Origin of the sequence: Methylobacterium sp. CB376, from assembly GCF_029714205.1 — a bacterium.
Taxonomy (GTDB): domain Bacteria; phylum Pseudomonadota; class Alphaproteobacteria; order Rhizobiales; family Beijerinckiaceae; genus Methylobacterium.
In genome coordinates this window covers 1,621,980-1,636,764 of the sequence record NZ_CP121648.1, presented here as the reverse complement: position 1 = coordinate 1,636,764, position 14,785 = coordinate 1,621,980, and the positions used below count along the sequence as shown (strand labels likewise).

Annotated in this window: 13 protein-coding genes and 2 pseudogenes; 2 read left to right on the top strand and 13 right to left on the bottom strand. The window is 61.4% G+C overall.

Going from position 1 to position 14,785, the window contains the following annotated elements:
* Window positions 1-59: 59 nt before the first annotated feature.
* From QA634_RS07410 to QA634_RS07390, 5 genes are all read right to left on the bottom strand, one after another.
* A complete protein-coding gene (locus tag QA634_RS07410) occupies window positions 60-1,694 on the bottom strand; it encodes a glucosamine inositolphosphorylceramide transferase family protein (RefSeq protein WP_150108598.1) in 1,635 nt (544 codons plus the stop codon).
* Window positions 1,695-1,855: 161 nt separating this feature from the next.
* Window positions 1,856-3,148, bottom strand: a complete 1,293-nt coding sequence (locus QA634_RS07405) for a VpsF family polysaccharide biosynthesis protein (RefSeq protein ID WP_012331384.1) — start codon at window positions 3,146-3,148, stop codon at window positions 1,856-1,858.
* Window positions 3,145-4,905, bottom strand: coding sequence for a GumC family protein (locus QA634_RS07400; RefSeq protein WP_150108597.1), 1,761 nt, complete (start codon window positions 4,903-4,905; stop codon window positions 3,145-3,147). The genes QA634_RS07405 and QA634_RS07400 overlap by 4 nt, the downstream gene beginning before the upstream one ends.
* Complete coding sequence (locus QA634_RS07395; protein ID WP_012331382.1) at window positions 4,902-6,017, bottom strand: glycosyltransferase family 4 protein; 1,116 nt, start codon at window positions 6,015-6,017, stop codon at window positions 4,902-4,904. Before QA634_RS07395 ends, QA634_RS07400 begins: the two co-directional genes overlap by 4 nt.
* Window positions 6,018-6,037: 20 nt before the next feature.
* Window positions 6,038-8,488, bottom strand: a complete 2,451-nt coding sequence (locus QA634_RS07390) for a polysaccharide biosynthesis/export family protein (protein WP_012331381.1) — start codon at window positions 8,486-8,488, stop codon at window positions 6,038-6,040.
* Between the two features lie 324 nt (window positions 8,489-8,812).
* On the opposite strand from QA634_RS07390, the pseudogene QA634_RS07385 reads away from it, so the two are divergent.
* Window positions 8,813-9,093: pseudogene (locus tag QA634_RS07385) on the top strand (transposase); the annotation flags it as partial.
* Window positions 9,094-9,131: 38 nt separating this feature from the next.
* Here the strand turns inward: QA634_RS07385 and QA634_RS07380 are convergent.
* Window positions 9,132-9,356: pseudogene (locus QA634_RS07380) on the bottom strand (IS3-like element ISAav4 family transposase); the annotation flags it as partial.
* A 60-nt stretch (window positions 9,357-9,416) separates the two neighbouring features.
* On the opposite strand from QA634_RS07380, the gene QA634_RS07375 reads away from it, so the two are divergent.
* The gene (locus QA634_RS07375) at window positions 9,417-10,415 is read left to right on the top strand and encodes an IS110-like element ISMtsp7 family transposase (RefSeq protein WP_012331380.1); all 999 of its coding nucleotides are present in this window, start codon (window positions 9,417-9,419) and stop codon (window positions 10,413-10,415) included.
* Between the two features lie 332 nt (window positions 10,416-10,747).
* On the opposite strand, the gene QA634_RS35790 is transcribed toward QA634_RS07375, so the two are convergent.
* From QA634_RS35790 to QA634_RS35785, 7 genes are all read right to left on the bottom strand, one after another.
* Complete coding sequence (locus QA634_RS35790) at window positions 10,748-10,879, bottom strand: hypothetical protein (RefSeq protein WP_415926902.1); 132 nt, start codon at window positions 10,877-10,879, stop codon at window positions 10,748-10,750.
* A gap of 17 nt (window positions 10,880-10,896) precedes the next feature.
* Window positions 10,897-11,391, bottom strand: coding sequence for an IS3 family transposase (locus QA634_RS07365; RefSeq protein ID WP_168169139.1), 495 nt, complete (start codon window positions 11,389-11,391; stop codon window positions 10,897-10,899).
* 39 nt (window positions 11,392-11,430) lie between these two features.
* Window positions 11,431-12,348, bottom strand: a complete 918-nt coding sequence (gene rfbA / locus QA634_RS07360) for a glucose-1-phosphate thymidylyltransferase RfbA (RefSeq protein ID WP_198293065.1) — start codon at window positions 12,346-12,348, stop codon at window positions 11,431-11,433.
* 11 nt (window positions 12,349-12,359) lie between these two features.
* Entirely contained in the window at window positions 12,360-12,596 is a 237-nt protein-coding gene (locus tag QA634_RS07355) for a sugar nucleotide-binding protein (protein ID WP_445928381.1), read from the bottom strand.
* Between the two features lie 11 nt (window positions 12,597-12,607).
* The gene (locus QA634_RS07350; RefSeq protein ID WP_265576553.1) at window positions 12,608-12,916 is read right to left on the bottom strand and encodes a hypothetical protein; all 309 of its coding nucleotides are present in this window, start codon (window positions 12,914-12,916) and stop codon (window positions 12,608-12,610) included.
* A 375-nt stretch (window positions 12,917-13,291) separates the two neighbouring features.
* Entirely contained in the window at window positions 13,292-14,092 is an 801-nt protein-coding gene (locus tag QA634_RS07345; protein ID WP_168169138.1) for a Crp/Fnr family transcriptional regulator, read from the bottom strand.
* Between the two features lie 143 nt (window positions 14,093-14,235).
* A complete protein-coding gene (locus QA634_RS35785; RefSeq protein ID WP_415926913.1) occupies window positions 14,236-14,655 on the bottom strand; it encodes a sugar transferase in 420 nt (139 codons plus the stop codon).
* Window positions 14,656-14,785 lie beyond the last annotated feature (130 nt).

Here is a 14,785-nt window from a genome sequence, read left to right as displayed (position 1 = left end):
CGAAGTTCTTTGACGGAACTCAGCGTCGTGCACGGGATCACTGCCGCGAGTGCGCTCACTCATCTGCTACACCAGCCAGCAGGCGCTTCCGCGGCGGACGACCTCATCGGCCAGCCGCACCTGCTTCCCGCAAGAACGCTTTGACACTCCGCTTCCCCAGACGAGCCCTCGCGCAGTCGACGCCCCGTCCAACGTCTGAGATACGCTCCGGCCTTGTACGATCTGGACGATCCATCGATGAACTCAAGCTTACCAGCGCGGTTAAGAGTGTGAAGCCGAGTGCCTCGCCAGGAGGGGCCAGGCTTGATCGATGCGACAACCGACTGTTCGAAGGCCGCCTCGTCGAGCCGCGTGATCTTCGCCAGAGCGAGTGCAGCTCCATATCCGAGGCGGCAATCTTGGACCGGCCGTATGAGGCTGCCCCCGCGCGACACTACGCGGCCGGCCGGTCGCGCAGCTGCCGCATCGACCAGTACAGGGTTCTTCCGATGCGCAATCCAAGGCCCCGTGATTTTCTCTGCTGACCAGAGGCATAGGGCGTCCGAATAAGAGCCGCCCTCAAAGCGTACGGTCGCCATCATCCACCATCGCCCATCCACCCGGATGAGTGTCGCATCGCTTGCCTCGACATCGTTCAGAAGCACCGCCTCGTGCTCCCAAACATCAGGAAATCTCTTCGCCCTGTAGAGCTCCACTCGCCGCGCCGACGCACTCTCTGGAACCATCCAGATCTCCCCATCGTGCTGGAAGACGAACGGGTATGAGAAATGAGCAGAGGACGACAAAACCGGAACCGGTCTGCTCACCGGACCTGAAGAGTTGAACTCCACAGCCGATATCACTCCGCGGCCGACCCGGTGGTCAAAATCCTCGACGAAAAGCACGATTCTGCCATTCACCTCAATTGGAAACGGATCCGCATAGAAGTGAAAGCCATCGTCCGGTAACTCGTTCCAGGCAGTACAGGGCATTTCCTTAAGGTCCACGATGTCCGCACCGTCCACGATCCGCCAGCCAACCCGCCAATGTGGTGCGTAGCAGAGAGTACGGTAGGCACCCTTCACGACGTCATGGGTTAGGCGCGATCGCGCGTAACGGGCCAGATCTCCCAAGCCTAGCTCGTCTGCCACTCTCGGCGGCCGGTCACCGACCGATGTCCGACAGCCCGCGACCGCCCCACAGACCAGCCGCTGAGCAACTTGCATGTATTCTTCGAATACCTGATAAATTTTACCATTCGCTTCCGTGTGCGGCCGAGCCGACGCAATCACATCGCCGGCCGATCTGTCGAAAATGTAGATGACTGGTGCGCGTCCCCGCACTATGGAGCTCAGTACGCCGCTTTCAACGTCCTCGCCATCAGCCATCAGCGACCATGTCGGACAATAGCCCTCCGCAACGCCGCCACATAGATCCAGTAGAATGTCGGGCTTGGGCGAATCCGCTTCGGACGAACTCGCTTGCTCGACCATACTTGAACGTTCCGAGGCGGCTGCTTCGTAGGTCGATCTTTCGCGGCTCGGATCGAAAACACACCTGAGAGCGAAGGGAAGCGGTTTCTGCCTCGCCCCCCAGATGACCTGCGCCGTGACCATGGGAACGGCGTTTATCCTCTTGAGGAGATCGCAGTGCCAGCTTCTGTCTGAGGATTCGGGAACTCGAACGGCGACGAGCAACTTCACCTCCTCCACCACCGACGAGATCACGCAGCAATACGGCAACCACAGCGGGCTCCGACCGCGGGGCGGCGGGGAGATGCGCCTGTGATCCGGCAGGCGTCTTCCTCGTTGCACATGATCGTACCCTTTTCTGATCTGCGCCGTGAAGCGTCGCTTCGCGCTGCACGCCGGACTGGTCATCGGCGGCCGTACATAATAGGCCTCAAATTCGTTAGAACAGCGGTCATTACGGCGTATTTAGCAAGTAAGCTTCCTTTCGTGCCGATACTTTCGAAAGTCGATATTACCGCTAAGAAATAAATTAGCGGAGCCACATGGATATGGCCAGTTGAACGTGCAATCTGGACCAGAAAACACGCGACACCGACGATCATCATCATCGTAACAACCGCTCCTTGGTACAAGATAAATCGGACAACAGGATTTTCAATCCCGAGTTCAAGCCCCTCGCGGCGCCGAACGTAGTCGACGGTTTGCAAATCGGGTCCCAACATGATCTGTTCAAAGGGAATATATGTGAACATGCGGAACATCTTCGCGCGTGTCATCGCACTGCCGCTGTCCTCATTAAATCTATCAAGCAAGATTCCGAATACACCTTGATGTACGAGTACGACGACCAAGAGCAGGACAAGAGGAATAACTGTCAAATGGAGCGCTGCTTCAGCCCTCGAGAAACGCCGTCCGGCAAGAACGCGCGCGCACCCTTGCAAGCCGCGCAGGAGCAGGAAGCATGAAATGATCACAGTTGCTGCACGGCCGCCGGTCAAAATGAGAGCGGCCAGCTGAAGTACGATGAACGTCGCACGCACACCGGTCCGCAAGCGCAACGGGGCTCCATACGCGAGTATCGTGATGTATGTTCCTATAACGACCGCATTGGACAAAGCGTGATTCTGTAGTCCTGCCGGCCGCAGCTCGACGGGGATCTGCCCCTCGTACCGATAGGGAAAAATGTGGTGATTTGTTACGGCCTCGTAGATAGTCAATATCGCGTTGCACGTAAGAATGCAATGCAAAAGATACTCTCCACGTCTGCGTGTTGCTTCCGACACCTCCTCCACCGTGATGGCGAGCAGTGCGGGAACGCAAAATGTATCGACCAAACCCGCAAGGCCTGGTCGCCTGCTGATCGCCGCAAAACCTAAAGCTGCAATCGTAAAAGTAAAGAGCAGAACGGAACCTCCATACTTCTCAAGCAGGCGGCGGCACGGTGACGCTGAACTCGGCTTCAGCGCCATGACAATTACGACATTAACGGCAGCCAAGTAGGACGAGGGATGAATTTTCGACATTATCGAGCCGGTGATGCCGTCGTAATTGAGTCCAAGCTCCCACAGGAGTCCTCCTGGAACGGCGAAAAGTACGCCGACCGTGAGGAGGAAGAGGGGCCCGCCTGGATCCAGCGAGGCGCGGTCGGACCGCGCGCGATGGTTCATCAGCGCCGCGGGCGAGGGTGTTGAGGTCACGGCAGCAACCTCGACTTCCGCCGAGTGCGGTTAAGTACCACACCAGCGATTCGCTTGCGTCCCAATCCAAGTGTTTCGGAGATCGAAGCAATGTCGCCGACCCGAGTTCGACCGGCTTTCGCCACAATGATGATCGAGTGTGCGATGTGGCTCATGTCACGGAGAACGCAGTCGTCGTTGGCCGCGCTTCGCTCCAAGATGATGAGATCGAATTTTCGCGTCGACGAATTCAGCAAAAATTCGATTTGGTCTCGTAGGCTGGTTCTTCGTGCGGAGTCGCCTTGTAGCACGAGTGGGTGATGCGCCGCCTGACGATGCGCCGCCTCTCCGTTCTGACTCGTGGCCTTGATCCCGGCACTCGACGGCAAGAGCGCCGCTCGCACGATGAAGGGCGAGTCGACGAACCAGATGTGCTCCCCCGCCACCGACGTCGCCGTCGTGGCGAACGGCGAGTCAACGAGCAGGACGCTATCTCCGAGTTTATCAGCAATCATCGCCAGGTTTATAGCTATTGTACTTTTACCCTCCCCCAGTTCGGACGAAGTAAGAAGTATAATTCTGGTGCTTTTTCTCTCTGAATGCTCGCGTACAGAGTCCAAGATACGCAGGAACGCACCCTGATTGCAACGCGCGATGTCGGGTGAATTTGGCCGAGCTTCTGGTATGTCGGCGAGGACCGGAAACTCCGTTTCCGACTCGGTTTGTTCCTTCGTAAAGAGGCGAGTGTCCAAATGATCGCGCAGCAACGCGACGCCCGCGGCCACGCTCATGCCACCAAAGAGACCAGCAACGAGCAACACTCCCGTCGGCGGCCAGCTGCGGCGCGCTGGCGGGATTGCGGGGGAAATGAAGCGTGCGTCAGCAACGTAGAAATTCGCTTGTTCGAACGCCTTCCTCGAACGTGCCAGTTGCGAGACATACAGGGCGCGACTCGTCTCTGCTTCCCGCTCGAGTTCCCTCAGCCCGACAAGGGCCTCATTTCCGCCGAGCGTGGCCGGGCCGCCGGAGGGAACGACCGTACTGTGCTGAAACTTGTAAGTCTCAATCGCCTGTTCGGCTCGTTGCAATTCCCCTCGCAACTCCGGTAGACGCGCCTCATACGACGCCGCAAGACGGCGATTCGCGGCCACTTTCGCCTCAACCTGGTCGGCGATAAAGGCGCGCGCGGTGGCGTTCGCGAGCCGCGCAGATTTTTGCCGATCATGCGATTCAAAGCTGATCTCGAGAACAAAAGTTTTATCAAGCCTTCGTGCTGAGATCGCGTTGCGAACATTTTGGTGTACGCGCGCTTCTGGATCTCCTTCCTCGTACGCCGCTGTGCCGATCATGCCCAAAGCGGAATGCAATATTTGCAATACAAGTCCCCGCGAAGCAAATTCCGGATCGCTGGTTAGATGCTCGCTTGCGATAAGACGCCTCACAATTTCGTGGGACGCCACTGTCTGAACTTGGCTCTCGACGATCGCGCTTACAGTTTCTGACGGTAGCTGCTCCCTGGGAACATCGTCGGCGATTCTCTGCTGCTGGTCGAGAAGGATCTGCGCTGTTGCGGTAAACGTAGGACGTGCGATGAACAGGTAGGCTATCACGGAAAATAGAACGATCGAGGTAACAACCAGGAAAATAGCCCGACGGCGTTTCAACACGCTCAGTATTTCGCGGAGATTAACTCCGCGATCTCGCAATATCGGCAGCTGCGTGGTCAGGCGGCTGGCTTGTAGCGACATCCGCGTGCTCCGGGTTTGATCGACCGTCACGGGCACCGCTCGCGTAGGATTTTACGCAGCTGCGAATCGATGAGGGGAGCTGCGAAATGGGTGTCGAAACGCCGTCGCGCGGCCCGGCCGAACTGCCGCAGCTGGTCGGGCGACGCTGCCGCGACCTGGATAACCTCAGCCAAGGCGGCTGGGTCGTTCGGCGTGAATAGCCAACCCGTCTTTTCATGCTCGACGATCTCGGTGAGGCCGCCATGGTTGGCCGCGATGACCGCTCGTCCGTGTGCCATTGCCTCGGTTGCGACGCGTCCGAAGCCTTCGCGGACCCGAGATGGAACGATCACGAGGTCGCACCACTCGTATAGCTTCGCCGGATCTGCGGTGAAAGGCTCGAACGAGAAAACATCTGGAGGCACAATCTTCCTCGCACGTGCGATGAGAAGCTGTTCCAACTGTCGTCGTCTCCCGAAAGAGCTGCCGACGATTTTCACTTCGATCTTTGATATGACGGAGGCAGGCAGCCGCTCACATGCATCAAGAAGGAGATCCTGCGCCTTCCCGCGACTGATTCGCCCGATCATCAAGATGCGCAATCGCCGCGAGCCGTCGTAGCGGCAAGGATCGGCGACGTCCGGCGCGTCGACGCCATTGTAGAGGACGTACGACGGTGCTTTTCGTGACGGACGATAGGCGGAGCGCGTCGCTTCCGAATTGAAAATCGTTGCAGCCCTGAGGCTGCGCACGAGGGCACCGAATCCAACCCCCGCCAATCCCCCCGGAGCTTCGTGAATGTGCAGGAGCGCTTTGCTGCGAAAAAAAGCCGCCGCCAGCAAATAATCTAACACGGTCACCGTGTTGATGTACACGAGGTCGGCGCTTCGAAAGGCCGTAACCGCCCGTGCGACGGCCACTGGAAGTGAAATTGGGCCGTGCAGCAAAGATTTCCAAAGTCCATGCTTGCGAAGTACCCAGATTTTTCCGAACGTCACGTGATCAACGAGGCTTGATAGCGGCGCAGTGATGGGACCCGGGCGCGGTATGACGGCGGCGACGTGGGCATGTGGAAATGACGCCCGTATCACGCGCACGGAATCTAGAAAGCAACGATCGGATCCATACAACTCGAAACCCTGATGAACACAGAGGATGCGCATGACATGACGCTCCGATTTGCTCACCGGCGGTTAGTTGCGGTCGACGTGATCACCGGACTAGGTTCCGCAGTCGCCGCCATACCAAGAAGGCGACCCGGTCGCACATTCACGGACACCACGTCGTCCGGCTCGATCTTCGAGTCGCTCGATGCCGTGAGGCGTTCGGAGCCTGCGGCATTCTGACGGTAGACAGTCACTTCGAGGTCGTTACCGGCGCTTGTGTAAAGAGCTGCTCTAATTCCTCCGATAACGGCGAATTTCTCGGCAAGAGCTTTGGTCTGAGCCTCAAGCTTCTGTAGAGCAATATCTGTTTCTTGTGCTTCTGCCAGCCGAGCGCCTCGGCGGACCTCAACGACGCGCGCCAGCTGGCGTCGATGCTCGGAGAGGGCCCGCGCTGCCGCCCACACCTGGGCTTGCGTGGCGTGATAGCGACTTTTTGCGCTGGCCAAGTCGCGGCGGACCTCAGCGAGTCGTGTTTCCGGGGAGGTACCCCGGGTGACGTACGACCGTGTGGAGGCGACTGCCGCCTCTTCGTCTCGCGTCGCTTGGCTTTCGACGGACAATTCCGCGTTCAGCGAATTCAGGTTCTCCTGCGACTCATTTATGACGTTTGTGAGCGCCGCAATCTCCGCTTCTTGGGCGATTTTGTTGTGTCGCAGCTGCGCAAGTTCCAGCGCCGCCAACTGCCTGATTTGCGAAGGCGGAATACCGGGGTTTGCAAGATCATCAATTCGCAGTTCTTGTGTGCCCTCAAGTTCGGCGTTGATGCGGTTCTTTCGAAGAAGTAGACGTGCGCGTTCAATGGCGATCGATTCATATTCACTGCGGAGGTCGGCGGCCCTCACGAAAGGGTTCTCGCCGATGCGAAACCGCACCATGTCGAGTCCTCCCGCCGAGGCTATTGCCTGACGGACCGTCATGCGTGGCTGGTACGGATAGGAGCCGGGTTTCGCAACGTCGCCGTCGATGTAAAACGGACGATACTCCGTGACTTCCACCTGAACGTCGGCATCTTGAAAAATTCGCTTCGCGCGGTATTCTTCTCGGAGGCGAGCCTGGGCCGCTTGGACGGATATGCCTGCAAGCGGAACCGTGCCGATCTGCGGCATCGCGATCGCCCCGTCGGCGTTGACCGTTGTACGCCAGGCGGTCGTCAGTGATACTGTTATTTGCAGCTTATCGCCCGGCCCAAGCAGATAGTCAGCTCGGGCGTTCGGGCAGAAGGGGCTCGTGGCCAGGGCGAGCACCGCGAGGGCTGCACGCATTACGTGCTGCCACGTGTCCAGGCAGAGATCTTCGTATTTGGCGAGCACATCGTCCCAGAGGAACGTAGCGCGATGTCGCCGCTTCGCGGCCCGACGGGCGTTCTTGAGTGCGGTCTGGTCGTCGAACGCCCGTTCGATCTGGGCGTCGCACTGATCCTCGTCAGAAAAGTAGAACTGCTCAGGTCCGGCGGTCCAAGTGTTAAAGATGTTGCGCTTGGCGATGATCGCACTCCCGGCACCCAAAGCCTCAACGAGCGATGGGTTCGTTCCGCCGACGGTGTGCCCGTGGAGGTAAGCCAGCGCATGCCGCCGGAGAGCTGAAACCGTGGGCTTATCGTATACGGCGCCGGGGAAATGCACTTGCGGCGACGCTTCCGCGCAAATGAGCTGATGATATGGAGAGCGGCTTGGATCAATATTGCCGATGCAGACCAGTGGCACTCGGCGAGGGCGCCGGGAAAACGCGCGGACAATCTCGAGAATCGAATTTTCGGGCTCAATTCTTGCGATCAGGAGCAGGTATTTGTCTGGTTGGAGATTGTAAGGAGAGAGGAGCTCAGGAGGAGCATTGACGATTTCGTCGGCTCCGTACGGTATCATTGTTATTTTGTTTGCATCTGCTCGTGCTAGAAGATGGTCTTTGATTTGTGGATGATCAGCAATCAATCGAGATCCAAGTTGGCAGGCAATTCTCTCGTTTATAATGAACCATAATTTCGCTAAATTTGACCATTTTTCGCGTTTCCACTCAATACCATCCATGTTGACCAAGACAGGACGACGTTGAGCGCGCAGCATTGGGAGAAAGCAGGCGGTATTGTACCCTAAAACCAATGGTATTCCTGGAAGCCGGCGCGCTTCAATCATGGAGCGCCAGTCAAAATAAATCGTACCTGCTGGGCCAGTTCGTTCGACTGATATGATCAAGCGTCGCACGCCGCGCCAAATGTCGTGAGCGATCTGACCATGCAGACCGGAGCTCGGAGCAACGTCTTGCTGGCAGAATACCGTAACGTCCCAGCCGCGCGCCGCCATATAGAGCGCGAGACGTTCGGCGAAAGTCTCGAACCCGCCATGCGCCGCCGGGATGCCGCGCGTGCCAAGTATGAGTAAAGCCGGCCGGTTCCGGCCATGGGCAGCGGTTTGTATCGAGGCAGCTGGCTCTTTATGTTGAACGGGTAAAAGGTTGAAAAAGCTGACTGGCATCTTGTAGCCCTCTGGGCCAGTGCAGGGCGAGAGTGCGCTTTTTCCGTCCCGCTGACTCGGGCGGAGGCACTCAGATCGGATATACTAATCACCGGGTCTGGCAGAGAGCAAGCGAAATTGTAAGACTATGTTCCGACAACCGCTTCGCTCGTGATTATCCTGAACCGGAGTGAGTTTTATGTTCGCGAGATTACCAATTTTCGGTGCGAATGATTACGCAGGTGCGTGGTGCACGGGGAGATACAGTCGAGCCTCGGTATGGTCAGCCCGTGTGAGAGTGGTCCGCCCTGAAGTGTGGCTTTGAGCCGACGGAGGACGGACGCAATGGGAGCGAAGAAGCGCAAGCCGGAAGAGGGATGGCCAATCTGCGGCAGGTCGACGTGCTGGTCTCGCGGGGGCAGTGCGTGGCGGACGCGAGCCGCGCCATCGGCGTGACCGAGGTCACCTCCTATCGTTGGGGCCGCGGGTACGGTGGGCTCAAGTCCGACCAGGTGCGCCGGATGAAGGAGCTGGAGACCGAGAACCAGCGGCTGCGCAAGGCGATCGCGGACCTCACACTCGGCAAGCTGATCCTGCAGGAGGCCGCCCGGGGAAACTTCTTGTCTATTCGGGGATTTGGGATTGCCCGGTTTTGTGTGGACGGTCACTGGGCTTGGCTGACCAGGGTCCCGGTTGCAGGCTCGGGACGATGCTGCTGGTCGCAGACTCTGGGTGAGCGGTCGCCCAGGGCGGAGTGGCGCCGCACCGGGTTGGCGAAGCCCTCCAGGTCGCTGAAAGGGGCCATGCGGGCCTCTGGCCGGGAGCGGGAGCGCCGGCGGGCGAGCAGTTCGCATTCCAAGCTCGAGAAGACGCTTTCGGCCATGGCGTTATGGGATGGACGCCTCCCGCTCCGCGCCCAGGTTGGGCGAGACCGAGAGGGAGAAGAGCCATGCAGATGCTCGCGATCGATCTGGCCAAGCAGTCGTTTCACGTTCACGGCGTCGATGCCGATGGTCAGGTGATCTCCCGGCGCGTCGGGCGCACCAAACTTCCGGCGCTGGTGGCCAGCCTCGCCCCGAAGGTGATCGCCATGGAGGCTTGCGCCACGGCCCATCATTGGGCGCGAGCTTTCCTCGCGGCCGGGCATGAGGTTCGGCTGATCAACCCGCGCTTCGTCAAGCCGTTCGTGCGCGGCTCGAAGAACGATGCCGTCGACGCCGAGGCGATCTTCGACGCCGCCTCACGTCCCACGATGCGGTTTGTGCCTGTGAAGTCGACCGAGCAGCAAGACCTGCAGTCGCTTCATCGCGTCCGCGATCGGCTGGTCTCGCAACGCACGAACCTGATCAATCATACCCGTGGGCTCCTGGCTGAGTACGGCCTCATCTACCCGAAGGGTGCGGCCCGCTTTCCAGCGCGTGTGCGGGCGGAACTTTCCGAGGCGGGACTGTCGCCGATGGCGCGAGCCACCTTCGCGGCCCTGCTCGACGAGTTGGAGACCCTGGAGACGCGGCTTGAGCGGCTCGACGATCAACTTCGGGCGATCTGCCGCGAAGACGTCGTCTGCCGCCGCCTGATGACGTTGCCTGGCGTGGGCCCGGTCGTCGCCACCGCCCTCAAGGCCAGCGTCGGCGATGCCCGCCAGTTCCGCTCAGGGCGCGAACTCGCGGCCTGGATCGGCTTGGTGCCGCGACAGTACTCCACCGGCGGCAAGCCGCACCTCGGGGGCGTCGGACGCCGGGCCAACCACTATCTGCGGCGCCAACTCGTGCACGGCGCCCGCGCGGTCGCCTTGCGCCTGGCCACGAAGACCGATCCGCGCTCACGCTGGTTCCAGGCGGTGATCGACCGGCGCGGGTTCAACAAGGGGATCGTGGCGATGGCCAACAAGACCGCGCGGATAGCCTGGGCGATGCTGAGGCGCGAGGAGGATTACGCCCGCGCCTGACGCGGGCGACCGAGATCGTCGCGCGAGCGGCGATGCGTGCGAGGTGACCGACGATGGCGACACGGCGTGGGCCGCCGCTTCCGATCCTGACCTACGACACGGCCTTCGAGGCCGCTAGCGTTATGAGGACGGAAGAAGCGGACCCCATCGAGGCCAGGGGCGTGATCGCTCCACCGACAGGCCGGATAGATTCACGCACCCAAGGTCGTGGTCGTCGCTGAGGAATACCTTGCCGCGGGAGGCGTCCATAGATTGTCGTGAGCATCTCCGACCGAGCCCATCGAGGGCCGCACGCCCGCCTCGCGGCAGCGGCCGCCGATGGCCAGCGAAGTCTAGGGCGAGCCCTGATCCGAGCGGTGGATCACGTGTCCCGGTTTTCTCTGGCTGGCGGCCATCGCAAGCGCGTCCAGCACCAACTCATCCGACATCCGGTTGATGGCTTCGCCATCTCCGATTTCGGCCATGCGGATGTCGGCTTCGCTCAGGCGCCGCGCGGGCTCGCGATCCGGGATCCGCTTTGGTCAAGCGGATCCCGCATCAGTGCGAAGATGATCGGCCGTCGCGGCGGGCCGCGATGGGAGCCCCACCAGCCGGCGCTCCGGCGGCTGAACGCGTCGAGCACAATGGCCAGGTACAGGAAATCTGCGCTGGTCGGGACGGAGGTGATGTCCGCGACCCACGGCCGGTCGGGTTCGTCGGCCGCGAAGCTGCGCTCGACCAAGTCCGGAGCCGGCCGGGCCTCCTGATCGCGCCGCGTCGTGATCGGCCCGCTGCGGCGATGACACGCCCCGACGAGACCGGCCCCGCGCATCGGCCGGGCGATCCGCTTGCGACGGCGGGCGTCGCCCTGGTCGCGCCGCTCCGCCTGGACGCGCGGCGAGCCGTAGGTCTGGCGCGAGCCCAGGGCGCAACCGGGGCGGCAGCAGAAGCGGGGCGATCTCGCGCCAGAGATCATCGGTTGAAGCGGTCGAGCCATACACACCAACATCCGCCCAGGCGGTTCATGCCCGTTCTGTTAGGCGCTCAAACGCTCCAACCGGCCCACCGCGTGGGGGCTGATCAGGTCGCTGCCGCGAGCGAGCCAGATGAGATACTGACCGTAGCTGGTTTTCGCGGACAACTCGCCGCGCGCCGCCACCTGCTCGCGGGAGATCCAGCCCTGCAGGTAGGCGATCTCCTCCAGGCAGGCCACCTGCATCCCCTGCCGGCTCTGGATCACCCGCACGAACTCCCCCGCCTCCAGCAGGCTGTCATGCGTTCCCGTGTCCAGCCACGCGTAGCCGCGCGACATGCATTCCACCTCGAGCTGCCCGCGCTCCAGGTAGGCCTGGTTCACGTCCGTGATCTCCAGCTCGCCCCGCGGCGAGGGTTTCACGGCCGCCGCGATGTCGAGCACTTGGTTGTCGTAGAAGTACAGGCCGGTCACCGCCCAGGTCGATTCCGGCAGTTTCGGCTTCTCGACCAGCTTGGTCGGGCGGCCCGAGCCGTCGAGGTTCACCACCCCGTAGGCCTCCGGGTGGTCGACGTGGTAGGCGAACACCGTCGCTCCCCGCGCCCGCGCCCGCGCCCGCTGCAGCAGGGCCCGCAGGCCCGCCCCGAAGAACAGGTTGTCGCCCAGGATCAGCGAGACTGGGTCCGCGCCGACGAAGTCCCGCCCGATCAGGAAGGCCTGCGCCAGCCCCTCCGGCCGCGGCTGCAGCGCGTACGAGAAGGTCACCCCGAACTGCTCGCCCGTCCCGAACAGCCGCTTGTAATTGTCCAGGTGCTCGGGGCTCGAGATGATCAGGATCTCGCGGATCCCGGCCAGCATCAGCACCGAGACCGGATAGTAGATCATCGGCTTGTCGTAGACCGGCAGCAGCTGCTTGTTGATCGCGAGCGTCGCCGGGTGGAGTCGGGTGCCGGAGCCGCCGGCGAGCACGATGCCCTTCATCATGGCCTCCTTCAGGCCGGCGTCACCGGGCCGATCAGCCGGTCCAGGATGTCGGCGAGCGCCGCCTCCCAGGGCCGCGGCACGATCCCGAAATCCCGGCTCAGCGTCGCGGTCGAGAGTTCGCTATTGGCCGGGCGCCGCGCCGGCGTCGGGTAGGACGAGGTCGTGATCGGCTCGACCGGCACGCTGCGGGCGCCGTGCGCCTTCATCCGGGTGGAGATCGCCTCGGCGCAGCGACACGACGTCACCACACCCGCGTTCACGCTAGGTGAGGTGGTTGGGGCGGCGCGATCCTGGCCAGGATTGCCGCGAGGTTGGCAGCGAGAGTCGGGCAGCCGCGCTGGTCGGCCGTCACGTCGGGCCCGGAGCGCTCGCCGACCGGCCGTCGCACCGCCTCGGCGGAAGGGCCCTGGTGCGGGTTGGCCGCCCGTGTCGGGCGCACTTCCGCGCGGCGCCGGCGGGCCGTGCGCACCGCCGTCTCGCTCGTCTCGCCGCTGGCCCCGCAGCCGCTTGTCAGGTCCGCCCGCGCGTCGGCCGCCAGGCGCCCGGTCCCGCGACCATCGCACACGCAGTCGGTCGAGAACTGGACCAGCGATCCCCGCCCGCGCGGTCGCGACGTCGGGGAGGACGGGCGGCAGGGCGTCGAGCTGCCAGGCTGCCCCAGCCTCGCGGCTGACCCGGTCCACCGCCGCACGCGCCGCCGCGGCGATCGCCGGCACACGAGGACGCTCCACGGCGGCGCTCGTTGCGGAGCCTTCCCCAGTCATGTCGACGACCTCGCGCGATCACGCACGCGGCGCGACGTCCCGTGGCCGGGTGACGCCCTGAAGCGCACGGCCGACTTGGCCGCCACCGAGGATCGGGACCGGCCGCATGCCCGCCTCACGCTGCGGTCAGCCCGGGGCGCCCGCCCGCGTAGCGGTCCACGCGGATCGGTCACCCGTTAGTCTCTCTGATTGACCGGTTCTGCCGAGTTCGAGAGTCCAAACTTGCGAGCTGGATCGATAACGCGACAGTCCCGCTCTCGCCGGGCCCGCCTGATGCTCTCTGCAGACCGCAATATCTGTTCGAAGCGCTGCTGAAGCGTGTGATAACACTCACAGGCTGAATTCTCCAATCCATGCGCATCAACGACGGCGATAGCTCCGCGGCGCTGCTGAATGAGGCCCGCGTTCTGCAGGCGACGCGCTATTACGCTCACAGTAGGCCGCTGTACACCAATCGCTGAAGCTAAGATATCGTGCGTTATATCTAGTTCTTTGCAGTGAAGCCGCTCGTGCAAGGTGAGGATCCAGCGGCAGCAGCGAGCCTCAACATGATGTGCAGCATTGCAAGCGGCGGTCTGCATGACCTGATTTAGAATCCATTGCAGATACAAGTTCATAGTCGCTCGCAGATGAGGACGTTGTGCGAGCACTGTTTCGAGATGGTCGAGGCGAATGCGTGAGGCCCGCCCGGACATTTGCACCAGGTAGCGACCGAAGGCCTTCCGATGTCCGAGAAGAGCGAGTGCGCCCGCAACGCCTTCGGGGCCAAAGTTCGCCATTTCTGGCGTTCCATCTTCGAGGAGAGCAACCACTGAGATGGCACAGGTTTTTGGAAAGTAAACGAACTCGATCTCGTGGCCAGCCTCGCAGAGAATCTGCCCCTGTCTGACGTCGAGATCCTTCATTTTGGGCAATAATGCCTCAAAATCCTCCTCACCGAGGGCAGATAGGAAAACATTGCGTTCAGGTACTGTCATGACGCACATCCTCTACAACCCAGGAGTTCACATGTCCCCCGTACTTCCCCGGTGCTGATGCCGCCGCGGCGATTTCGCCAGAGATGAAACAGCTGCGACTGCCATTTAGGGAATAATTTTGGCTATAGATAATTCTTACAGAATCAGCAACGAGAATAGTATTGAGAACAGCTGGTTATTTGCAGTGCGCGAACGAACATCTTTGGAATGTTCGTGAATGCGAAGCTCGAATGCGCTGCAGATACGGAACATGCAGCGGCGCGCGGACCGGCCAACGTTACGGGCCCGGTTTTCTGCACGGGCAATGTTCGATGTTTCCAGACTTGGAACGGTTGGCCATTCAGCCCTGTGCGGGTCCGGCGGAACAGGACAGGCCCCTGGTGGTCCAGGATGATCCCTTGAGCGATCACGCCCAGCGCAGGCGCGAGGCAGAGTGCCACGGCCGTGACCACCCGAGCAAACGCCGTATCGTCGCTCGGGGGCGGCAGGATAAGCTCAAACTCACGATTGCCAGCAAGCGCCCGTGTTGGGCACGCGCTTAAAAGCAGCAAGCACCTAGTCATCGGCATAATCGTCCTCCCTCGAGGTTCGAATTCCGAGATTTTCACTTGTTGATTCAATATTAGCCATTTAAAGTCATATCCCGAAGCCGCAACGCGCAAGAATCCGCAAGCTGGTTCGTATTCAACTCGG